This window comes from Hydrogenophaga sp. (assembly GCF_051858985.1).
Lineage (GTDB): Bacteria > Pseudomonadota > Gammaproteobacteria > Burkholderiales > Burkholderiaceae_C > Hydrogenophaga.
In genome coordinates, this window is sequence record NZ_JBHYGM010000002.1 from 308,812 (window position 1) to 329,085 (window position 20,274).

General features: G+C 66.7%; 21 protein-coding genes. 9 read left to right on the plus strand and 12 right to left on the minus strand.

Annotated elements, in window-relative coordinates; genetic code table 11:
* Nucleotides 1-2 precede the first annotated feature (2 nt).
* The 7 genes from puhE to ACTIEY_RS07915 all read left to right on the plus strand — a co-directional run bounded on the left by puhE (nt 3) and on the right by ACTIEY_RS07915 (nt 5,504).
* Complete coding sequence (gene puhE / locus ACTIEY_RS07885; RefSeq protein WP_439518568.1) at nt 3-806, plus strand: putative photosynthetic complex assembly protein PuhE; 804 nt, start codon at nt 3-5, stop codon at nt 804-806.
* On the plus strand, nt 803-2,377 hold the full coding sequence (locus ACTIEY_RS07890; RefSeq protein ID WP_439518569.1) for a phytoene desaturase: 1,575 nt from the start codon (nt 803-805) through the stop codon (nt 2,375-2,377). The genes puhE and ACTIEY_RS07890 overlap by 4 nt, the downstream gene beginning before the upstream one ends.
* Nucleotides 2,361-3,458: a phytoene/squalene synthase family protein gene (locus tag ACTIEY_RS07895; protein WP_439518570.1), complete on the plus strand. Its 1,098-nt coding sequence runs from the start codon at nt 2,361-2,363 to the stop codon at nt 3,456-3,458. The genes ACTIEY_RS07890 and ACTIEY_RS07895 overlap by 17 nt, the downstream gene beginning before the upstream one ends.
* Before the next feature lie 89 nt (nt 3,459-3,547).
* On the plus strand, nt 3,548-3,979 hold the full coding sequence (locus ACTIEY_RS07900) for a Cd(II)/Pb(II)-responsive transcriptional regulator (protein WP_439518571.1): 432 nt from the start codon (nt 3,548-3,550) through the stop codon (nt 3,977-3,979).
* Nucleotides 3,980-4,101: 122 nt separating this feature from the next.
* Nucleotides 4,102-4,314, plus strand: coding sequence for a hypothetical protein (locus tag ACTIEY_RS07905; protein WP_439518572.1), 213 nt, complete (start codon nt 4,102-4,104; stop codon nt 4,312-4,314).
* Between the two features lie 146 nt (nt 4,315-4,460).
* The gene (locus tag ACTIEY_RS07910) at nt 4,461-5,258 is read left to right on the plus strand and encodes a Crp/Fnr family transcriptional regulator (protein ID WP_439518573.1); all 798 of its coding nucleotides are present in this window, start codon (nt 4,461-4,463) and stop codon (nt 5,256-5,258) included.
* 15 nt (nt 5,259-5,273) lie between these two features.
* On the plus strand, nt 5,274-5,504 hold the full coding sequence (locus ACTIEY_RS07915) for a hypothetical protein (RefSeq protein ID WP_439518574.1): 231 nt from the start codon (nt 5,274-5,276) through the stop codon (nt 5,502-5,504).
* Nucleotides 5,505-5,516: 12 nt separating this feature from the next.
* Here the strand turns inward: ACTIEY_RS07915 and ACTIEY_RS07920 are convergent, their stop codons facing one another.
* The 12 genes from ACTIEY_RS07920 to ACTIEY_RS07975 form a co-directional block, all read right to left on the minus strand.
* On the minus strand, nt 5,517-7,430 hold the full coding sequence (locus tag ACTIEY_RS07920; protein ID WP_439518575.1) for a potassium transporter Kup: 1,914 nt from the start codon (nt 7,428-7,430) through the stop codon (nt 5,517-5,519).
* Between the two features lie 80 nt (nt 7,431-7,510).
* Complete coding sequence (locus ACTIEY_RS07925; protein WP_439518576.1) at nt 7,511-8,215, minus strand: winged helix-turn-helix domain-containing protein; 705 nt, start codon at nt 8,213-8,215, stop codon at nt 7,511-7,513.
* Nucleotides 8,212-9,735 (minus strand): sensor histidine kinase, encoded by a 1,524-nt coding sequence (locus ACTIEY_RS07930; RefSeq protein ID WP_439518577.1) that lies wholly within the window; start codon nt 9,733-9,735, stop codon nt 8,212-8,214. The genes ACTIEY_RS07925 and ACTIEY_RS07930 overlap by 4 nt, the downstream gene beginning before the upstream one ends.
* A gap of 65 nt (nt 9,736-9,800) precedes the next feature.
* Complete coding sequence (locus ACTIEY_RS07935; protein ID WP_439518578.1) at nt 9,801-10,889, minus strand: sulfate/molybdate ABC transporter ATP-binding protein; 1,089 nt, start codon at nt 10,887-10,889, stop codon at nt 9,801-9,803.
* Nucleotides 10,886-11,788 carry a sulfate ABC transporter permease subunit CysW gene (cysW, locus tag ACTIEY_RS07940; protein WP_439518579.1) on the minus strand — a complete coding sequence of 301 codons (903 nt, stop codon included), beginning with the start codon at nt 11,786-11,788 and terminating at the stop codon, nt 10,886-10,888. Before cysW ends, ACTIEY_RS07935 begins: the two co-directional genes overlap by 4 nt.
* Nucleotides 11,785-12,687, minus strand: coding sequence for a sulfate ABC transporter permease subunit CysT (gene cysT / locus ACTIEY_RS07945; protein ID WP_439518580.1), 903 nt, complete (start codon nt 12,685-12,687; stop codon nt 11,785-11,787). Before cysT ends, cysW begins: the two co-directional genes overlap by 4 nt.
* Nucleotides 12,688-12,689: 2 nt before the next feature.
* Nucleotides 12,690-13,688: a sulfate ABC transporter substrate-binding protein gene (locus ACTIEY_RS07950; RefSeq protein ID WP_439518581.1), complete on the minus strand. Its 999-nt coding sequence runs from the start codon at nt 13,686-13,688 to the stop codon at nt 12,690-12,692.
* 107 nt (nt 13,689-13,795) lie between these two features.
* Nucleotides 13,796-14,362, minus strand: coding sequence for an RBBP9/YdeN family alpha/beta hydrolase (locus ACTIEY_RS07955; protein ID WP_439518582.1), 567 nt, complete (start codon nt 14,360-14,362; stop codon nt 13,796-13,798).
* A 113-nt stretch (nt 14,363-14,475) separates the two neighbouring features.
* Nucleotides 14,476-15,978 (minus strand): tripartite tricarboxylate transporter permease, encoded by a 1,503-nt coding sequence (locus tag ACTIEY_RS07960; protein WP_439518583.1) that lies wholly within the window; start codon nt 15,976-15,978, stop codon nt 14,476-14,478.
* Complete coding sequence (locus ACTIEY_RS07965; protein WP_439518584.1) at nt 15,975-16,484, minus strand: tripartite tricarboxylate transporter TctB family protein; 510 nt, start codon at nt 16,482-16,484, stop codon at nt 15,975-15,977. The genes ACTIEY_RS07960 and ACTIEY_RS07965 overlap by 4 nt, the downstream gene beginning before the upstream one ends.
* Before the next feature lie 68 nt (nt 16,485-16,552).
* Complete coding sequence (locus ACTIEY_RS07970; RefSeq protein WP_439518585.1) at nt 16,553-17,566, minus strand: tripartite tricarboxylate transporter substrate binding protein; 1,014 nt, start codon at nt 17,564-17,566, stop codon at nt 16,553-16,555.
* A 136-nt stretch (nt 17,567-17,702) separates the two neighbouring features.
* Complete coding sequence (locus ACTIEY_RS07975) at nt 17,703-18,530, minus strand: shikimate dehydrogenase family protein (RefSeq protein WP_439519423.1); 828 nt, start codon at nt 18,528-18,530, stop codon at nt 17,703-17,705.
* A 66-nt stretch (nt 18,531-18,596) separates the two neighbouring features.
* Here ACTIEY_RS07975 and ACTIEY_RS07980 point away from each other — a divergent pair, with 66 nt between their 5' ends.
* On the plus strand, nt 18,597-19,430 hold the full coding sequence (locus ACTIEY_RS07980; RefSeq protein ID WP_439518586.1) for an IclR family transcriptional regulator: 834 nt from the start codon (nt 18,597-18,599) through the stop codon (nt 19,428-19,430).
* Nucleotides 19,431-19,447: 17 nt separating this feature from the next.
* Nucleotides 19,448-20,263 carry a sugar phosphate isomerase/epimerase family protein gene (locus ACTIEY_RS07985; RefSeq protein ID WP_439518587.1) on the plus strand — a complete coding sequence of 272 codons (816 nt, stop codon included), beginning with the start codon at nt 19,448-19,450 and terminating at the stop codon, nt 20,261-20,263.
* The last annotated feature ends 11 nt before the right edge of the window (nt 20,264-20,274 follow it).

Below are 20,274 nucleotides of genomic sequence, written 5' to 3' on the forward strand. Positions count from 1 at the left end.
CGATGAACGAGCTGCTCGCGCCCGCGCTGTTTGCACTGCTGTGCTGGTGGTTCGGCACGGGCGCCATTCTCTGGCTGGTGCGCCGCCCGCGCGAGAGTTTTCGCTGGAGCATGGGCGTGCTCAGCGCGTTGCTGGTGATCAGCCTGTGGACCACGTCGATCAGCATGCGCGACCACACGGTGGGCAGCGCCTACCTGGCGTTCGCCAGCGTGATCGTCATGTGGAGCTGGCACGAGATGGCCTTTCTCACCGGCTGGCTCACCGGCCCCCGGCGCGAGCCGTTGCAGGCGGGTGCGCGGGGGTGGACGCGCTTCGCGCAATCGGTGCAGGCCATCCTTTGGCACGAGCTGGCCCTGCTGGTCAATTTCGCTGTGCTGCTCTGGTTGCAGCAGGGGCAGGCCGGCCATTTGGCCATCTGCACGTTCGCGCTGCTGTGGTGCATGCGCTTTTCGGCCAAGATGAACCTGTTCTTCGGCGTGCCTGAAACCGGGGAGCAGTACCTGCCGCGGCACCTCGTGTATCTGGCTTCCTATTTCCGGCGCGGTCCGGTCAGCCTCTTTTTCTTTCTGGCGGTCGGCCTGTCCTGCGTGGTCTGGGCCTGGATGGTCTGGCAGGTGTCCAGTGGCGCTGCGACCATCAGCACCGGCTGGGTGCTGCTGTCTGCCTTGCTCGGCCTGGCCATCGTGGAGCACGTGATCATGGCCTTTCCCACGCCGATGCAGAAACTCTGGGGCTGGGCCATGCAGCAGGGCGGCACCCGCCCGGCTGACGACGTGCCAGTGGCGATCAAAGCGGAGAAGGCATGAACGCATTCCGGACCCCGGAAGACGTCTGGAACGCGGCGCCCCGAACTCCAGCGCCTGAATTGCCCCATGCGCCGCATGCGGTGGTGATCGGCAGCGGCTTCGGTGGCCTGGCCTCTGCCGTGCGACTGGCCGCCAAGGGTTGGCGCGTGACGGTGCTGGAGAAGCTCGATGCGCCCGGTGGCCGCGCCTTCGTGCACCACCAGAACGGCCACGTGTTCGACGCCGGCCCGACCATCATCACCGTGCCTTTCCTGTTCGAGGAACTCTGGGCGCTGGCGGGCCGGAATTTCAGCGAAGAGATCGAGCTGCGCGCGCTCGATCCCTTCTATCGCATCCGGTTTGCGGATGGCGACCACTTCGACTACAGCGGCGACCCGGCCAAGATGCGCGCCGAGGTGCGCCGCATCAGCCCGGGCGACGCAGCGGGCTACGAAGGATTCATGGCCGAGGCGGACCACTGCTACCGCCTAGGTTTCGAAGCACTGGGCGCCAAGGCCTTCGACACGGTGGGCGACCTCATCAAGGCCAGCCCCGCCATCCTGAAGATGCGCGGCTGGCGCAGCCTGCATGCGATGGTGGCCAGCCACCTGAAGCACCCCAAGCTGCGCATGGCCATGAGCCTGCAGAGCCTGCTCATCGGTGGCAACCCGTTTTCGGTGACGTGCATCTACAGCCTCATCAACGCGCTGGAGCGCAAGTACGGCGTGCACTGGGCGGTGGGCGGCACCGGTCGGCTGGTGCAGGGCCTGGTGAGCCTGCTGCAAGGGCAGGGCGGCGTGTTGCGCTGCAACGCCCAGGTGCAGCGCATCGAGGTGGACCACGGGCGTGCCACCGGTGTGACGCTCACCAGCGGTGAGCACATCGCGGCCGACATCGTCGTCTCCAACGCCGACACCGCCTGGACCTACCGCCACCTCATCGAACCGCAACACCGCCGGCACTGGAGCGACCGCCGCGTGGAGAACGGCCGCTATTCCATGAGCCTGTTCGTCTGGTACTTCGGCACGAACCGTCAATACACCGATGTGCCTCACCACATGATGCTGCTGGGGCCGCGCTACAAGGAACTGCTGAAAGACATCTTTCGCCGCCACAAGCTGGCCGACGATTTCAGCCTCTACCTTCACCGGCCCACGGCCAGCGACCCATCGATGGCGCCTGCGGGTCACGACACCTTCTACGCGCTGGCGCCGGTGCCGCACCTGGACAGTGGCACCGATTGGGCCGGGCAGGCCGAAGCGTTTCGCCGCGCCATGGCCGAGGTGCTGGACCGCACGGTCCTGCCCGGATTCGAAGATCACCTCAGCGCCTCGCTCGTCACCACGCCGCAGGACTTCCACGACCGGCTGCTGTCCTTCAAGGGCGCAGCCTTCGGCCTGGAGCCGTTGCTGCTGCAGAGCGCCTGGTTCCGCCCGCACAACCGCAGCGAGGACATCGAGGGTCTCTACATGGTGGGCGCGAGCACGCACCCTGGCGCGGGTGTGCCGGGCGTGCTCATGTCGGCCAAGGCGCTCGACTCGGTGGTGCCCGACGCCGCAACCCATGCCCGATCCCATGCCCGCACCCGCTGAAGCGCCAATGGCACGCCCCGTGGACGACCTGGACGCCTGCGTGGCGCTCATGCGCACCGGCTCGCGCACCTTCTTTGCCGCCAGCCGCCTGTTGCCGCAGCGCGTGCGCGCCTCGTCGATCGCGCTCTACGCCTTCTGCCGCGTGGCCGACGACCTGGTGGACGACGGCGGCATGCCGCTGGACCAGGCGCTGGGCGTGTTGTCGCACCGCCTGGACCGCATCTACGGCGGACAGCCACTGGACCATGTGGAAGACCGCGCGCTCGCGGTGGTGGTGCAGCGCCACCAGCTGCCGCGCGCCTTGCTCGATGCCCTGCTCGACGGCTTCGCCTGGGACGCCCAGGGCCGGCGCTACGACACCCTTGAAGACCTGCACGACTACGGAGCCCGGGTGGCCGGCAGCGTGGGCGCCATGATGTGCTGGATCATGGGCGTGCGCAGCCCTCAGGCGCTGGCACGTGCCTGTGAGCTGGGCGTTGCCATGCAGCTCACCAACATCGCCCGCGACGTGGGCGAGGACGCCCGCAATGGCCGCCTGTACCTGCCACGCCTGTGGCTCGAGCAGGCGGGCATCGATTCGCAGGCCTGGCTGCAGCGGCCCGCCTGCACGCCCGCACTTCAGACGGTGGTCGGCCGATTGCTGGACGAGGCCGATCGCCTCTACCACCAGGCGTCTGCGGGCATCGCCCTGCTGCCGCGCGATTGCCGATCCGCCATTCGCGCCGCGCGCCTGATTTACGCGGAGATCGGCCAGCAACTGCGCCGCGACGGGCTGGACCCGCTGCGCCAGCGCGCCGTGGTGCCCACCTCGCGCAAGCTGATGTTGCTGGCCAGCGCCTCGGTGTTGTCGGGATGGAAGGGCGCTGCCGCCAACGACGCGCCGCCGCTGGCCGCCATTGCGTACCTGGTGGACCACTGCGACAGCGGTCCGCAGCCGCGGGATGCCCAGGCGCCGGGCGTGTTGCCGGCCAAGCCGCTGGGCGAGCGCGTGGTCTGGATGCTGGAACTGTTCGAGCGCCTGGAAGTGCAGCGAATCGAGCAGCGTGGCGCTCGAGAGCGCCAGCGCCGGTTCTCGCACTGAACTTCTCCCTGTTGCGGCGTTGAAAGCCTGGAGTCACTACAGTGTGACCAGAGCCCCCGCCCTGGGCGGCGACCGGGAAGGAAACCCCCATGCAGATCAAGGAACTCTCCAACGCCACCGGTGTGGACGTAGAGACCATTCGCTACTACGAAAAGGAAGGCCTGTTGCCCGAGCCCGCCCGGCTGGACAACGGGTACCGCAACTACGCGCAGCCGCACCTGGAGCGCCTGTCGTTCATCCGGCATTGCCGGGCGCTGGACATGCCGCTTTCCGACGTGAAGCGGCTGCTGGGGTTCGTGGACGACCCACAAGGCCATGGCCTGAATGTGGATGCGCTGGTCGACGAGCAGCTCAGCCGCGTGCGGGCGCGGCTGAAAAGCATGCGGGCGCTGGAGAAACAATTGCTGCAACTGCGCTCGCGTTGCAGCGGCGACCACGGGCACGGCGCACCGTGCGGCATCCTGGACGAGCTGGTGTCGGCCGCGCACGGTGAAGCGTGCGCCTGCCACCCGGCGCTTTGACCAGTTGTATCGGCGTGTTGCGGCTGTTACCTGTGTGTTGCGCTGCGAGCAGCGCCCCGGGTCGTAGCATGCATTTCCAGCAGTCGCTGGCATTCAACCCCTAACCCACTGGAGGAATGCGCATGGAACACTCTGCACACATCGTTGGCAAGGTGGAATTCCGGGAGGGCGACGGCCCGAACATGGTCATACGACCTGGCCCGGTGAGCGTGGAGACCGGCCTCATCGACGCCACCCTGAGCTGGGAAGACGAGGAAACCCACAATTCCGCTGCCATGCCGCTGGTCGATTTCACGCGATACATCGACGAAGGGAAGATCACGCTCGCCGTGTAAGGCCGTCAGGCGATTCACCGGTAATTTTTACCGCAAAAGCGGTTTGGGCCCCGAAAGGGGCCTTTTCACAGCAAGCCCGAGGAGCGGGTACGCGGCTTGCCCTGAAGGTGGTTCCAAACGAAAGACCACGCTGAAAGGGCGCCGCCATGACATCCACCATCACCCTGTTGCCGGGCAAGAACCAACTGCTCGCCGCGATGACGAGTGCCGAATGGCAACAACTGGAACCGGACCTGGTCTGGGAAGAGTTGAAGGCAGGCGCCGTTCTCCACCAGGTGGGCACGGAAGTGCGCCACGTGTACTTTCCGGCCACCGCCACGGTCTCGCTGGTTTCCTCGCTCGAGGATGGCGCCTCTTCAGAGGTGGCCGTCGTCGGCAGCGAAGGCGTGGTGGGCGTGTGCGCCTTCATGGGTGATACCACGGCGCTGTGCGAAGCCATCGTGCAACGCCCGGGCCTGGCCTACCGCATGAGCACGCAGGCCATCCTGCACCACACGCGGCGCTCGCCGGCTTTCATGCAGAAGCTGCTGTCGTACACACAGGCGCTCTTCACCCACATGGCGCAGTCGTCGGCTTGCAACCGCCACCATGCGCTGGACCAGCAACTCTGCCGATGGCTGCTGCAGCACCTGGACCGCCAGGACAGCGCCGACATGCAGATCACGCAGGAGCGCATTGCCAGCCTGCTGGGCGTGCGGCGCGAAGGCGTGACCAATGGGGCGCTCAAGTTGCAGAAGGCCGGCGTGATCGAGTACCACCGTGGCCACATTTCCATCCTCGACCGCGAAGCGCTGGAGAGCCGCACCTGCGAGTGCTACAGCGTGGTGCGGCGCGCCTACGACAAGCTCGCCTGCGAACATGGTGGCTCGCGCCACCACCCCTTCCGGGACGTGGGCCACGGTCAGCCGGCCCTGGCCGGCGCACGCCGCCTTCTGACCGCTTGAACTGGAAAGACCTCCATGGCAGACACTTCAAGAAACGCCCAGACCGCCCAGATCGTCGGCAAGGTGGAATACCGGGAAGGCGATGGCGCGAACATCGTCATCCGGCCCGGACCGGTGAAGGTCCAGACCGGCGCGAACGATGTGACGCTGAGCTGGGTGGACGAGGATGTGCGCGGATCCACCGCCATCCCGCTTGCCGACTTCAAGCGCTTCGTGTCCGAAGGCAAGATCAAGCTCGCGGCCTGATCCCGCACGGGTTCAGATGTTGACGCGCGTGCCCAGCTCCACCACGGCGTTGCCCGGCAGGCGGAAGTAATCCACCACGCCGCCCGCGTTGCGGCTCATGGCGGCAAAAAGGTGTTCGCGCCAGGCGGCCATGCCGCTGCCCGGTGCAGGAACGACCGTTTCGCGGCTCAGGAAGTAGCTGGTCTCGAAAACCGGCACGCGCAGGCCATGAGATTCCGTGAGGGTGAGCGCCCTGGGCACGTCGGGCGTGTTCATGAAGCCGAAGTGCAGGGTGACGCGCCAGAAGGCGTGGCCCAGTGGCTCCACCTGCACACGCTCGGCCATCGGTACCCACGGCACCTCGTGGAACACCACGGTCAAAATCACGTTGCGTTCGTGGAGCACCTCGTTGTGCTTGAGGTTGTGCAGCAACGCCTGCGGTACCGTGGACGGGTCGGCGACCGGGTAGACGGCGGTGCGCGAGGCGCGGCTGGCCGTGGCGGGATCCAGGCTGTCGATGAAGGGCTGCAGCGCCAGGCCATCGCTGCGGATGCTCTCCAGCAGAATGCCGCGCCCTCGCGACCACGTGCTCATCACACCGAAGAGCAACAGCCCCAACGCCAGCGGGAACCAGCCGCCGACGAAGAACTTGATGGCGCAGCCGGCCACCAGGAGCGCGTCGATGCCAAGGAAGAACACCGTGGCACCCACGGCCACCGGCCGCGGCAGGCGCCAGCCTTCGCTGACCACGAAGTACGTGAGCACGGTCGTGATCATCATGGTGAGGGTGACCGCGATGCCGTAGGCGCCCGCCAACGCCGACGAACTGCCAAAGCCGACCACGGCCGCCACCACGCCCACCAACAGCAGCCAGTTCACCGCCGGCATGTAGATCTGGCCTGCCTCGCGCGCGGAGGTGTAGCGGATCGTCATGCGCGGCAGGAAGCCGAGCTGGATCGCCTGCTTGGTCATGGAATAGGCACCGGAGATCACGGCCTGCGAGGCGATGATGGCGGCCATGGTGGCCAGCACGAGCGCGGGCAGCACCCAGGCTTGCGGGAAGAGGCGGTAGAAAGGGTTCTCGATGGCGCTGGGATCGCCCATCAGCAGCGCGCCCTGGCCCATGTAGTTGATGGCCAGGCCCGGCAGGACCAGCCCCATCCAGGCGAACTGGATCGGCCTTCGGCCGAAGTGGCCCATGTCGGCGTACAGCGCCTCCGCACCGGTAATGGCGAGCACGATGGCACCGACGGCGGCAAACACTTTCCAGCCGCGCTCCATCAGGAAGTTCCAGGCGTGCACCGGATTGAGAGCACTCAGGATGGCGGGCTGGTCGACGATGTGCACGATGCCGATGACGCCCAGCGTGACGAACCAGAGCACGATGATGGGCCCGAACAGCTTGCCCACCACACCCGTGCCGAAACGCTGCACCGCGAACAGGCCGATGACGATGGCCACGGTGATCGGAATGACGTACGGCCCGAGCGCCGGCGTCACGAGTTGCAGGCCTTCCATGGCGCCCAGCACCGAGATGGCGGGCGTGATGACGCTGTCGCCGTAGAACAGCGTGGCGCCGAACACGCCGAGCAGCAGGAGCGCCCGGCGCAAGGCGGGCTTTGAGCGCACCGCCTGTGCGGCCAGGGCGGTGAGTGCGAGGCCACCGCCTTCGCCGCGGTTGTCCGCGCGCAGGATCAGGGTCACGTATTTCAGCGTGACCACCAGCATGAGTGCCCAGAAGATCACCGACACCGCGCCGATGAGGTTGGCGGTGTTGAGCGCCACGCCGGTGGCGGGCGCGAAGATTTCCTTGACGGTGTAGAGCGGGCTGGTGCCGATGTCGCCATAGACGACGCCGATGGCACCCAGGGTGAGTGCGGCGGTGCCCTGGCGGCGCAGGGCGTTCGAAGGCTGCTCGGCGTCGAGCGTGGAAGCGGTCGCGGACATGAACGGACAGACGAAGTGGAGAGGAGCCGCAGCGTACCGACGGGTGCATCAGGAATGCATAAGGATCGGAAAAGCTTTGCTCAGTCTTCGCTTTCCACCAGGCGGTAGCCCAGTCCGGGTTCGGTGAGAAGGCGCCGGGGATCGGCCGCATCGGCCTCCAGCTTGGCGCGCAACTGGCCCATGTACAGGCGCAGGTAGTGCGTGTGCTCCGTGAATTCCGCGCCCCACACATCGGCGAGCAGCTGGCGGTGCGTCACCACTTGGCCGGCGCTGCGCACCAGGCGTGCGAGCAGCTTGAATTCCGTGGGTGTGAGGTGCACATCCTCGCCGCCGCGTTGGACCCGGTGCGCGCGCAGGTCGATCAGCAGGTCGCCTTGCGTGTAGCGCGTCACGGCACGCTCGGTGGCGGTGCCCCGGTGCCGCAGGGCCACCCGCATGCGCGCAAGCAGTTCACCCAGCGGGAAGGGCTTGACCAGGTAGTCGTCGGCGCCAGCGTCCAGCAGGCGGATCTTGGGGTCTTCGGTCTCGCGCGCCGAGATCACGATCACCGGGATGCCACGCCCCTGGCGCAGCGCCACCAGCAGCGATTCGCCATCGCCATCGGGCAGGCCCAGGTCGAGCAGCACGATGTGGACGCCGCCGTTGGCGCCCGCGTTGGCCAGCAGCGCACGGGCGTCGGCCAGGCTTGCCGCAGCCAGGACGTAGTAGCCCTCCACCCGGAGCGCTTCGCTCAGGGTCGCGCGCAGTTCGCGGTCGTCTTCCACCAGCAGCACGCAAAGACTCACGGCGCGGCCTCCACGGCTGGCACCTGGGCCGGTGCCACCGGCAGCGTGCATTCGAAACTGCAGCCACCGCCCTCGCGATCCCGCAGCACCAGTTCACCACCGTGGGCACGGGCGATCAGGCGGCACAGCGCCAGACCCACACCCGCGCCTCGGCGCAGCGGCTCGTGCGCCAGGGCTTCTCCCCGCTGGAAGGCATCGAAGACCCGATCGCGCCACGCGGCCTGGATGCCGGGACCCCGGTCGCGCACGGCCATGCGCACCTGTGCGGCTTCCAGCGTCACATCGATCTCCACCCCTGTCGACTCGCCGCCGTGCTTGAGCGCGTTGTCCACGAGGTTGTCGAGCAGTTGGACCAGCAGCACCGCGTCGCAGCGCAACAGAGGCAGGCCGGACTGCACGCTGGCCTTGATCTGCCGTGCGGGATGGCGCTGGCGCGTGCGGCGCAGCACCGTGCCCACGATCTCTTCGGCGGACTCCCAGTCCAGATGCAGCGCCAGGCCCGGCTGGTCCAGGCGTGCGAGTTGCAGCGTGTTGTCGGTGATGCGGCCAAGCTGGCCCGCCTCGTCGATGATGGTGGCGGCCAGGCGCTGCCGCTGTTCGGGCGCGAGCCGGTCGGCCTGGTCGTGCAGCGCGGACGCCGCACCCAGTATGGTGGCCAGTGGCGTGCGGTAGTCGTGCGAGATGGCGGCCAGCAAGGTGTTGCGCAGGCGCTGGGCGGCGGCTTCCTCGCGCGCGGCGTGCGCAGCTTCGATGGTGGCCGCGCGCTCGAGCGCCAGACCCATCTGGTCGCACAGCGCCTGGGCGTGCGCACGCAGCGCGGCATCGGCTGCAGGCAGTGCGTCCAGTGGCAGCAGGGCGGCGCCGAGCCCGCCACTGCGCCCGCGCAAGGGCAGGTACCACGCGGACTGCTCCTCGTGGCGACCGGTACCCGGACCCAGCGCCTGCCCCTGGCGCAGGCTGGTGGCCAGGCCCTCCCAGCCTTCGCTGCTGGCTTCACCCAGCCGTGCAGCGTCGTCGCCCGCGAGCAGCAGGGCGACCGGCCGGTGCACCAGCGCGGTCAGCGCGTCCCGGAGTGCCGGAGCCTGCGCGCGGGCGTCGTCTGCATCGCGAAGCCGTTCGCCCAAGGCCTGGAGTTGCCGCGCCCGTTGCGCCAGCACGCGCTCGGCCTCGGCCAGCCGGCGCTGTCGCGCCATGAGCAGCGCCACCATCCAGCTCACCGAGAGCATGGTGACCAGGAGCAGCGCGTGCTGGTGCAGGTCGACCGTGAAGGTGCGCAGCGGCGGCACGAAGAGGAAGTTGAACCCCAGCACCGCCACGGCGCAGGTCGCCATCGATACCGAAGGAGGCAGCCAGAGCGCTGCCAGGGCGGCCGCCAGCACCAGCAGCAAGGCAAGGTTGGCCAGGTCCAGCACGGGCTGCAGTGCCAGCAGTGCCAGGGCGGCCAACGCCCACACCAGGGCGCCGGGCCAGCGGGGTGAGGGGGTTGCGTTCTCGGTGGACTTGGGGGAGGGCGGCGTCATCGCCCGCAACGTAGCACACCCCGCATCAGGATCGCATCAGGATCGCATCAGGATCGCCGCGGGCTTCAAGCGGTCTGTGGCTGCAGGAACACGCGCGCCTTCCTGGGCGAGACCACCAGCGTGTCGCCCTCCTGGAAGCCGAGCTCCTTGAAGCGATCGGACGACATGCGGGCCTCGATCAGCGGATCGTGTCCGCCCGGGGCCTGCGCGTCCACCGGCAGCAGCTCGAGGCGGGCAATCGGCCCCACGACCACCGCGCGGTCCAGCCTGGCCACGATGCCCGGCAGGCCGGGCGCGTAGCGCTGCACCTCCAGGTCGTGCGGGCGCACGTAGGCAAAGGCCTTGGCGTCGCGCGCGCCGGCATGTTCGGGCGAGTCGATGGACACGCCGTCCAGGTGCAGCAGGCCTTCGTTGGCGCGGCCATGGAACAGGTTCACGTCGCCGAGGAATCCGTAGACGAACGGACTGGCGGGGTGTTCCCACACCTCCTGCGGTGCGCCGATCTGTTCCACCTGGCCCTGGTTCATCAGCACCACGCGGTCGGCCACTTCCAGCGCCTCTTCCTGGTCGTGCGTCACGAACACACTGGTGACGTGCAGTTCGTCGTGCAGCCGGCGCAGCCAGCGGCGCAGTTCCTTGCGCACCTTGGCATCGAGCGCGCCGAAGGGCTCGTCGAGCAGCAGCACCTTGGGTTCCACGGCGAGTGCACGCGCGAGCGCAATGCGCTGGCGCTGGCCGCCCGAGAGCTGCGAGGGGTAGCGGTCGGCCAGCCAGTCGAGCTGCACCAGCTTGAGCAGGTCCAGCACCTTGCTCTTGATCTGCGCGTCGCTCGGGCGCTCGCCGCGCGGCTTCACGCGCAGGCCGAAAGCCACGTTCTCGAACACCGTCATGTGGCGGAACAGCGCGTAATGCTGGAACACGAAACCCACGTTGCGCTCGCGCACGTGGACGTCGGTGGTGTCCTCGCCGCTGAAGAGGATGTTGCCGGTGTCCGGTGTTTCCAGACCCGCGATGATGCGCAGCAGCGTGGTCTTGCCGCAGCCGGACGGCCCGAGCAGGGCCAGCAACTCGCCGGAGTGGATGTCCAGGTTGACGTTCTTCAGCGCCTGGAAGGTGCCGAAGTGTTTGTTGATGTCGCGGATTTCGATGCTCATGATGTCTGTCCCAGCAAGGTTGGATGGGCCGGCGTGGGCCGCTCGGGTGGCAGTTCGGCCAGCGCCTTCATCTCGCGCTCCATCTTCCATTCCGCCACCGACTTGATCACCAGCGTGACCAGGGCCAGCAGCGCCAGCAGCGAGGCCACGGCAAACGCCGCCACCGACTGGTACTCGTTGTAGAGAATTTCCACGTGCAGCGGCATGGTGTTGGTCTGCCCCCGGATGTGGCCCGAGACCACGGATACCGCACCAAACTCGCCCATGGCGCGCGCGTTGCAGAGGATCACGCCGTAGATCAGGCCCCACTTGATGTTGGGCAGGGTGACGTACCAGAAGGTTTGCCAGCCCGTGGCGCCGAGCACGATCGCGGCTTGCTCCTCGTCGTTGCCCTGCGCCTGCATCAGCGGAATGAGTTCGCGCGCGATGAAGGGGAAGGTGACGAAGATCGTGGCCAGGATGATGCCGGGCACGGCGAAGACGATCTTGATGTCGTGCTCGGCCAGCCACGGGCCGAGCCAGCCCTGCGCGCCGAACACCAGCACGTAAATGAGGCCCGCCACCACCGGCGATACGGAGAACGGCAGGTCGATCAGCGTGGTCAGGAAGGACTTGCCCCGGAACTCGTACTTGGCCACCGCCCAGGCTGCGGCGACGCCGAACACCAGGTTCAGTGGCACGGCCACCAGCGCGGTGATGAACGTGAGGCGAATGGCGGACCACGCGTCCGGGTCCTTCAGCGCTTCCAGGTAGGCGTCCAGGCCCTTGCGCAGCGCCTCGGTGAACACCGCGGCCAGCGGCAGCACGAGGAACAAGAACATGAAGACCAGCGCCACGCCGATCAACGTGCGGCGCACCCAGGGTGCTTCGGTGCGGGCAGAACTGATGGACGTGCTCATTGCATACCTCCGCCGGAACGCTGGCGCTGCCAGGCCTGAAGTCCGTTGATGAGCAACAGCAGCACGAAGGAGAACAGCAGCATGACCAGGGCCACGGCGGTGGCACCCGCGTAGTCGTACTGCTCGAGCTTGCTGATGATGATCAGTGGTGTGATCTCAGAGACCATGGGCATGTTGCCGGCGATGAAGATCACCGAACCGTATTCACCCACGGCGCGTGCGAACGCCATGGCAAAACCGGTGAGCAGGGCGGGTGCGATGCTCGGGAAGATCACGCGCCAGAAGGTCTGCCAGCGCGTGGCGCCCAGGCAGGTGGCGGCTTCCTCGAGCTCTTTCTCGGAATCTTCCAGCACCGGCTGCACCGTGCGCACCACGAAGGGCAGGCCGATGAAGATGAGGGCGATCACCACGCCGTTGGGATTGAACGCCAGCGTGATGCCCAGTGGCTCGGTGAACTGGCCGATCCAGCCATTGCCCGCCAGCAGCGCGGTGAGCGAGATGCCGGCCACGGCGGTGGGCAATGCGAACGGCAGGTCCACCAGCGCATCGACGATCTTCTTGCCCGGAAAGCTGTAGCGCACCAGCACCCACGCCACCAGCAGGCCGAAAAAGGCATTCACGGTGGCGGCGATCAGCGAAGCGCCAAAGGTGAGCCGGTAGGAGGCCAGCACGCGGGGCGCCGTGACCGCCTCCCAGAACTGCGGCCAGGTCATGGTGAAGGTCTTGAAGAACAGCGCCGAGAGCGGGATCAGCACGATCAGACTCAGGTAGAAGACCGTGAACCCCAGCGTGATGTTGAAGCCAGGAAGCACGCGACGCGCAGGCCGCTTGCCCGCAGCCACGAAGGGCAGGGGCCCGGGCGCCGCGCCCGACAGCACGGCGGATGGAACGGGAGCCATGGTTACTTGCCGACGGTGTAGATCTTGTCGAACTGGCCGCCGTCGTTGAAGTGCACCTTCTGCGCTTCGGCCAGCGAGCCGAAGTAGTCACCCACGGTGAAGAACTTGATGGGCTTGAAGGCGGTTGTGTACTTCTTCAACACCGCTTCGTTGCGCGGACGGATGTTGTGCTTCGCGGCGATCTCCTGGCCTTCGGGGCTGTAGAGAAAATCCAGGTAGGCCTTGGCCTCGGCGGCCGAACCCTTCTTGTTCACGGTGCGTTCGACCACCGCCACGGGGTTCTCGGCCACGATGGACGCGCTGGGGTGCACGGCGTCCACCTTGCCCTTGCCGAACTCGTTGTCCACCGACACCACCTCGGATTCGAAGGTCACGAGCACGTCGCCGATGTTGCGTTGCAGGAAGACGCCCGTGGCGTCACGCCCGCCGCGCGCCAGCACCGGCACGTTCTTGTAGAGCTTGCTCACGAATTCAGCCGCTTCTGCGTCGCTGCCGCCCTTGCTGCGCACGTAACCCCATGCTGCCAGGTAAGCCATGCGGCCATTGCCGCCGGTCTTGGGGTTGACCACCACCACCTGCACGCCGGGCTTGATCAGATCATCCCACTCCTTGATGCCTTTGGGATTGCCGTTGCGCACCAGGAACAGCATGGTGGACGTGGTGGGTGCGGCGTTGTGGGGGAATTTCTGGCGCCAGTCTTTGGCCACCACGCCCTTCTCGGCGAGGAAGTCGACATCGGTCGTGGTGTTGAACGTCACCACATCGGCCTCCAGGCCATCGGCCACGGCGCGCGCCTGCGCGCTGGAGCCGGCGTGCGACTGGTCGACCTTGATGTCCTTGCCCGTGGTTTTCTTGTAATTCGCGGCGAAGGCGACGTTGATGTCCTTGTAGAACTCACGCGCCACGTCGTAGGACACGTTGAGCAGCGTGGTCTGGGCGGATGCGAAGGCAGAGGTGGACAGGGCCACGGCGGCGAGCGCCGCGCGCAGGGTGTTGTTCATGAGGAAGCTCCAGAGCGAAACAGGATGTGACGAATTCTGGGCGCTCACATTGAGAATCCAAACGACTTTGTTCTTGTTTCCTTATGAGGCCCAGGAATAAGGCGCGTTCATGCGGGTTCCGGCGCGCGGGCCGCTTCAGGCACCTCGGCGCCGAGCGATTGCAACAACGCCAGCCCCAGCGGCCACGGTCCATGGCCCGAATCGACATTGATGTGGCCGGCTTCGTTGAGCCGCACGAACTCGCTGCCCCAGGCGCGGGCGTAGGCGCCCGCTGTGCGCACCGGGCAATAGGGATCGTTGCCACTGGCCACGAGGATGCTGGGATAGGGCAGGCGCTGGTAGGGCACGGGGGCGAAATCGGCCAGCACACCGCGACGCTCAGGGTCGGCGGGCGCCACCAGCAGCGCGCCCTGGATGCGAGATGCCACCTCGGGCGGCAGGTGGGCGGTGGTGATGCAGCCCAGGCTGTGGGCGACCACCACCACCGGGCCTGGTGCCTGTGCGATGGTCTCGCTGAGTCGATCGACCCAGGCCCGCCGGACCGGTGCCACCCAGTCGTCCTGCTCCACGCGCAGCACCGACGGCAGGCTGTCGGACCACAGCGTCTGCCAGTGGCCGGGGCCGGAGTTTCGCCAGCCGGGAATGATGATGACGGTGGGACGGCGTGTGCTCAAGTGAGCTCCTTCCAATGCAAAACCGCATTCTCTGGAGCAGTCCCTGTTCAACCAACAACTATGAAGTAGTTTGTTTATGGCATGAAGGCATATGCGGGCGCCACACCCGACGCTCAGGCCGCGCTCTTCCCGTACCGAAGGCGCTTGTACCAGGCCGTCTGGCTCACCAGCGTGAACACCAGCGCCGCGAGGATGATGGCCGACAGCGGTGTGGTGAAGAACTCGGTGACGAAGAGTCCGACGTCTTCTCCGGTGGACAGCATGGTCTGGCGGTAGCTGCGGTCCATGAGGGGCCCGAGGATCATGCCCAGCACCACCGGTCCCACCTGGAAACCGTACATCTTGAGGAAGTAGCCCAGCAGCCCGAAGCCCAGCATCCAGTACACATCCACCGGATTGTTGTTGATGGCGTATGCCCCAACGGCAGAGAGCACCAGGATCAGCGGCAGAAGAACCGGCTTGGGCGTCTCCACGATCTTGGCGAACAGCTTGATGCCCGTGAGGCCGAAGAACAGCAGGAAGATGTTGGCCAGTGTGAGCGAGCCCACGATGAACCAGAACAGGTGCGGCGTCTCGATCATCAGGAGCGGCCCTGGCTTGAGCCCGTGGATGTACAGAGCGCCAATGATCACCGCCGTGACCGCGTCGCCGGGGATGCCCAGCGTGAGCATGGGCACATAGGCGCCACCCACCGACGCGTTGTTCGCCGACTCCGGCGCCACGAGACCTTCGTAGGCACCCTCGCCGAAGGGCCGCGACGGGTTCTTGACCGTGCGCTTGGCGTGGTCGTAGGCCATGAGCGCGGCAATGTCGCCACCGGCGCCAGGCAGCGCCCCCACCACCACGCCGATGGCCGAGGTCCGCGTGGCCAGTGGAAGGTGTTTGCGAAGCAGGGCCCAGGACGGAATGATCTTGCTGACGTTCTGCTTGATGGCCTTCAGCTTGAGTTCGTGCAGTTGCGCAATCACCTCGGACACGCCGAAGAAGCCGATCATCGCGGCGATGTACGAGATGCCGGCCGACATCTGCAGGCTGCCAAACGTCAGGCGTTGTTCACCGGTCATGGGGTCGAGCCCCACGCAGGAGATGAGGGCACCCAGTGCGCCGGCAAAGATGCCCTTGGAGAGGGATTCGCCTGAGAGGCTGCCCACGAGCAGGATGCCCCAGATCGCCAGCAGCAGGTATTCGCGCGGACCGAACTTCAGGGCCAGGCTGGACACCGCCGGCGCTGCAATGGCCAGCGCCAGGATGCCGATGAAGCCGCCATAGACCGAAACGACGGTCGTGAGGCCAATGGCCTGTCCGGCTTCTCCCCGCTTGGCCAGTGGATACCCGTCGAGGCCCGTGGCAATGGCGGCCGGGGCGCCTGGAATGTTGAGCAGGATGGCGCTGCGCGAGCCACCGTACACGCCGCCGAGGTAGATGCCCGAGATCAGCGCCAGCGCATGGTTGATATCCCACTTGAAGGTGAAAGAGATCAGGATGGACACCGCCATGGTGACGGACAGGCCGGGAATGGCGCCGATGTAGATGCCGGCGAACGTGCCCAGCGCGGTGAGCAGCAGCATCCGGATGTCCAGCCAGGACATCAGGAAGTAACCCAGGGCTTCCATCATTTCAGCAGCTCCGGCAGGTAGGGCCCGACCAGGCTGCCCGCAGGCAGGATGACTGAAAAGGCGGTTCGGAAGACGATGAAGATGGCCGCCAGCACCAGCGCGCTGATCAACAGGTTGAGCAGCACGCGGCGACTGCCGAGCAGGTACATGGACAAGGCCAGGAACAGGTAGGACGCCAGCAGGAAGCCGATGAACTCCATCCCCAGCATGTAGAGAAAGATCAGCACCGAGAACAGCACGAGCTGCAATGGGGTGATCTTGCGCACGAACTGCTGGACGGTGGATTCACCGTTCTCCAGGTGCAGCTTCTTTCGAGCGGTCTTGACCACGTTCAACAGCCCGGTGATGGCCATGGCGGCGGCACAGAACAACGGGAATGTGCCTGGGGCGGCCAGCGATTCAAGACTGGAGATGTGATAGGCCGTCCAGAGCAGGAACAGGCTCACGAGAACGAGCAGGACCATGAAGGTCAGCTCGCCCGCCAGTCGCGGGTGGCTGGTGTGCATCGCGGGTCTCCTCGAAGGGGTGAGGCGGGTGATCCGGCCGCGGGCTGCGCCGGATCACCCGGGGCGGGTCAGGGCTTGGCGATGCCCAGCGTGGCCGGATCGACCTTGGCGGTGCCTGCGGTCTGGTACAGCCACGCGGTGGTCGACTGCCACTTGCGGATGAAGGCGTCGGCTTCGGCGCCACTCAGGTTGAGCATGGTGGTGCCACGCCCTTCCATCAACTTGCGGTATTGCGGGTTCTCGCCCGCCTTCTTGAAGGCCGCGACCAGCTTGGCCTTCACGGGCTCGGGCGTTTCCTTGCGCACGAACACGCCGTAGAACGAGCCCCAGGGCAGGTACTTGGGCAAGGCGCGCAGCGACGGCGCATCCGTCATCGGTGGAATGCCCTGGAAGGGCTTGTTGTCGAGGACGCCCAGCGCCTTGAGGCGGCCGGCCTTGACGTGTTCGATGACGGCACCCGAGGCAATGAAACCGAAGTCGATGTGGCCGCCCTGCAGCGCAGCGATGGCCGGACCATCGCCATCGAACGGCACCAGGATGGTTTCAAAGGGGGTGAGGCTTTTCACCATGGTGTTGACCGTGAAGGGCACGGTGCCTTGTCCCGCCAGGTACTGCTTGAGCTTCCTGGGGTTGGCCTGCACATGGCTCAGCAGGTCCTGCATGGTGTTCCACGGTGCGTCGTTGCGCGCGACCAGGATGATGGAGTTGGCGATCGCTGCGATGTTGATGGGATAGAACTTGTCGTAGTCGAAGTCGGCCATGCCCATCACTCGGAACAGCGCCTGGGGTTCTGCGCCCATGAGCAGCGTGTAGCCATCGGCCGGCTGCTGCAGGACGAAGTTCGCGCCGATGGCGCCGGCTGCGCCCGGCTTGTTCTGCAGCACGATCTTGCGGCCCAGCGCCTCTTCGGCATAGGGGGCGTATCCGCGCATCGCCACGTCGGTGCCGCCGCCGGCGCCCCACTGGATGACGGCGGTCACGTCGCGTTCGGGGTACCCCTGAGCCAGGGCCGGCCCACCAAGGGTGGCAGCGGCCATGGCGGCCAGTGCTGCGCCCAGAAACTGGCGTTTGAACTTCTGCATGCGGTTGTCTCCTTCATGGTTCTCGAATCAAGCCCTGGTACCCGGGCTCCTGGGTTCTTGTGGTGTCGCCGCGGGTCCGGGGTTCAATGTAGAAGCTGGCCGCCCCGGTGTCCACGTCTATCTTTTGCGGGCCTGGTCATGGACTGGGCCGATCCAGCAGGAAGTCCACGATCAGGTCCTTGACGCGGTCGAACATTTCAATGCCCGTCAGCGTCTGGCAGCCACGCGCTCGCGCAGCCGCAATGAAGGGTGAAATGGCAGGCGCCGTGATGGCGCAGGCTGCCATGGCGCCCGCATCGAGGCGTGTGATGTCCACAGGCATGGGGTCGCCCGGCTGCATGCCGGCCGGCGTGGCATTGACCACGAGGTCGAAGCCCGAAGCGTCGGCGCTGCCATGCTCGACGCGGCCCATGCCCAGTGAGGCGAGTCGGTCCACCAGGGCGTGGCGCCGCGCGGCGTCGGAGTCATGAACCGCCAGCCGCGCTGCCCCGGCTTCCACCAGCGCGTGCGCAATCGCCGAACCGGCGCCACCCGCGCCGGCCACCAGGGCCGATTTGCCTGCGGGCTCGAAACCCTTGTCCTGCAAGGCTTTCACCAGGCCCAGGCCATCGAACATGTCGCCGTGCCAACCGCCTTGCGGGTTGCGGCGCATGGTGTTGACGGTCTGCAGAAAGGTGGCGCGCCCGGACGTGGTGGCACACAGGTGGAAGCAGGCGAATTTGTGGGGGACAGTGACGATGATGCTGTCCACGTTCTGCGCCAGCGACACCCCGGCCGCCCATCGCGCCAGGTCGGCCGGCGCCACATGGGCCGGCACGACGATGGCGTTGTGTCCCTCGTCCTGCAGCACCCGGGTGGCTTCAGACGGCGACTTCACCTGGGCAATCGGGTCCCCCACGATGTAGTGGATGCGGGTGCCGCCGTCGATTGACACAGGACGGGAACTGGCTTCGGGCATGGACATCATGAAAAAAGTGGAATTCAATTCCATTATTGAACAAGTTTCCGGAAACTGGATAGACTTTACGCCATGAGCGGCATCCTTGAACGCACCCTGGGCATCCTCGAACTGCTTTCGCGGCACGGCGAGGGGCTCGAGCTGGCCGTGCTGGCCGACCGGCTGAACATGCCGCGCAGTGCGGCGCATCGCCTGCTGGCCGACCTGGTTCGCCTGGGCTATGTGCGACAGGCGCGCGGGCGGGGCGACTACCTGCTCACCACCCGGTTGGTGAGCATGGGCCTTTCCTACCTCAGCCACAGCGGCATCGTGGATGTGGCGCAACCCCTGCTGAACCACCTGGCCGAGGTGTCGGGCGAACTGGTGCGCCTTTCCGTGGTCGATGGCGAGCGCCTCACCTGGGTGGCGCGAGCTCAAGGCGCGCGCCAGGGCCTGCGATACGACCCCGACATGGGCATCGATGCGCGTCTTTCGTGCTCTTCGTCCGGCTGGGCCTGGCTCTCCACGCTGGGCGAGGACGAAGCGCTGGCACTGCTGGCGCGCCAGGGCCTGGGCACGGTGCAGGACTTCGGTCCCAACGCACCCACTTCCCTGCAGGCCGTGATGAAGGGCGTGCGTGCCACGCGCCAGCGCGGCTACAGCGTCACCACCGACACCTACAGCCTGGGCCTGGCGGCCATGTCGGCTCCAGTGCGGTTTGCCGGCCAGGCCGCCATGGGCGTGATCACCATTGCGGGACCCACGGTGCGCTTCACGCGAGCGCGCATGGAAGAACTGGGTCCCGAGCTGCTGTCGGTGGCGTCCCAGCTCGCCGCCGTCAGCGGCGCTTCGCCTTTTTTCAACCTCACCGCGGAGACCGGAGGCCACGGCGCTGCCGCCGTTCGCCAGCCGATCTACGCGCCCTGACGCCTCGCGCACGCTCCATGAACCGCATCTATTCCCTGGCCTATCTGGGCGCCCACCGTTGCACGCCGGTCGAAGCGATCCGCGTGGCGGCTGCCGAAGGCTATCAACACGTGGGCCTGCGCCTGTGGCCCAACGCACCGGGTGCGGCTCAGCAGTTCCTGCTGGGCCGTCCCGAGGCCATGCGTGAGGCGCTGGCTGCGCAGCGCGACACCGGGGTGGGCGTGCTCGACCTGGAAATCATCCGCATCGACAAGGGCTTCGATCCGCACACCTGGGATGCGCTTTATGACGCCGGCGCGGCGCTGCAGGCGCGCGCGATCCTGGTGGCGGGCGATGACCACAACGAGGCGCGCCTGGCTGCGAGCTACGCACGACTGTGCGAAGTGATGGCGCCGTATGGACTCACGGCCGATCTTGAATTCATGCCCTGGACGGGCGTGCCCGACGCGAAGTCCGCGCTGCGCGTGATCCGCCGTGCGGGACAGCCGGCCAATGCCGGCATCCTCGTTGACGCGCTGCATTTCGGGCGATCGCACACCACGCTGGACGACATCCGTGCCATTCCGCGCGAACTGCTGCACTACGCGCAGATCTGCGACGCCGTGCCGGGCACGAACTTCACCATCGAACAGCTGATCCACACGGCGCGCTGCGCGCGGCTGTTGCCAGGCGAGGGAGGCATCGACCTGCACGGCCTCTTCGGCGTGCTACCGGTGGATCTACCCGTCAGCGTGGAGGTGATCCACCTCGAACGCGAGCAGACCACTGGCGTGCACGAATGGGCAGCCCTGTGCCTGGCCGCGAGCCGGCCCTTCGTCGAACACCGGACCTGATCCCTTCGAAA

Bases quoted from the DNA above. Each gene is read 5' to 3' on its own strand.
- ACTIEY_RS07935 (WP_439518578.1), bottom strand. From the start codon at position 10,889: ATGAGCATCGAAATCCGCGACATCAACAAACACTTCGGCACCTTCCAG.
- puhE (WP_439518568.1), top strand. From the start codon at position 3: ATGAACGAGCTGCTCGCGCCCGCGCTGTTTGCACTGCTGTGCTGGTGG.
- ACTIEY_RS07920 (WP_439518575.1), bottom strand. From the start codon at position 7,430: ATGTCCGCGACCGCTTCCACGCTCGACGCCGAGCAGCCTTCGAACGCC.
- ACTIEY_RS07970 (WP_439518585.1), bottom strand. From the start codon at position 17,566: ATGCAGAAGTTCAAACGCCAGTTTCTGGGCGCAGCACTGGCCGCCATG.
- cysT (WP_439518580.1), bottom strand. From the start codon at position 12,687: ATGGCTCCCGTTCCATCCGCCGTGCTGTCGGGCGCGGCGCCCGGGCCC.
- ACTIEY_RS07910 (WP_439518573.1), top strand. From the start codon at position 4,461: ATGACATCCACCATCACCCTGTTGCCGGGCAAGAACCAACTGCTCGCC.
- ACTIEY_RS07985 (WP_439518587.1), top strand. From the start codon at position 19,448: ATGAACCGCATCTATTCCCTGGCCTATCTGGGCGCCCACCGTTGCACG.
- ACTIEY_RS07975 (WP_439519423.1), bottom strand. From the start codon at position 18,530: ATGTCCATGCCCGAAGCCAGTTCCCGTCCTGTGTCAATCGACGGCGGC.
- ACTIEY_RS07900 (WP_439518571.1), top strand. From the start codon at position 3,548: ATGCAGATCAAGGAACTCTCCAACGCCACCGGTGTGGACGTAGAGACC.
- ACTIEY_RS07960 (WP_439518583.1), bottom strand. From the start codon at position 15,978: ATGATGGAAGCCCTGGGTTACTTCCTGATGTCCTGGCTGGACATCCGG.
- ACTIEY_RS07950 (WP_439518581.1), bottom strand. From the start codon at position 13,688: ATGAACAACACCCTGCGCGCGGCGCTCGCCGCCGTGGCCCTGTCCACC.
- ACTIEY_RS07915 (WP_439518574.1), top strand. From the start codon at position 5,274: ATGGCAGACACTTCAAGAAACGCCCAGACCGCCCAGATCGTCGGCAAG.
- ACTIEY_RS07890 (WP_439518569.1), top strand. From the start codon at position 803: ATGAACGCATTCCGGACCCCGGAAGACGTCTGGAACGCGGCGCCCCGA.
- ACTIEY_RS07930 (WP_439518577.1), bottom strand. From the start codon at position 9,735: ATGACGCCGCCCTCCCCCAAGTCCACCGAGAACGCAACCCCCTCACCC.
- ACTIEY_RS07980 (WP_439518586.1), top strand. From the start codon at position 18,597: ATGAGCGGCATCCTTGAACGCACCCTGGGCATCCTCGAACTGCTTTCG.
- cysW (WP_439518579.1), bottom strand. From the start codon at position 11,788: ATGAGCACGTCCATCAGTTCTGCCCGCACCGAAGCACCCTGGGTGCGC.
- ACTIEY_RS07905 (WP_439518572.1), top strand. From the start codon at position 4,102: ATGGAACACTCTGCACACATCGTTGGCAAGGTGGAATTCCGGGAGGGC.
- ACTIEY_RS07895 (WP_439518570.1), top strand. From the start codon at position 2,361: ATGCCCGCACCCGCTGAAGCGCCAATGGCACGCCCCGTGGACGACCTG.
- ACTIEY_RS07965 (WP_439518584.1), bottom strand. From the start codon at position 16,484: ATGCACACCAGCCACCCGCGACTGGCGGGCGAGCTGACCTTCATGGTC.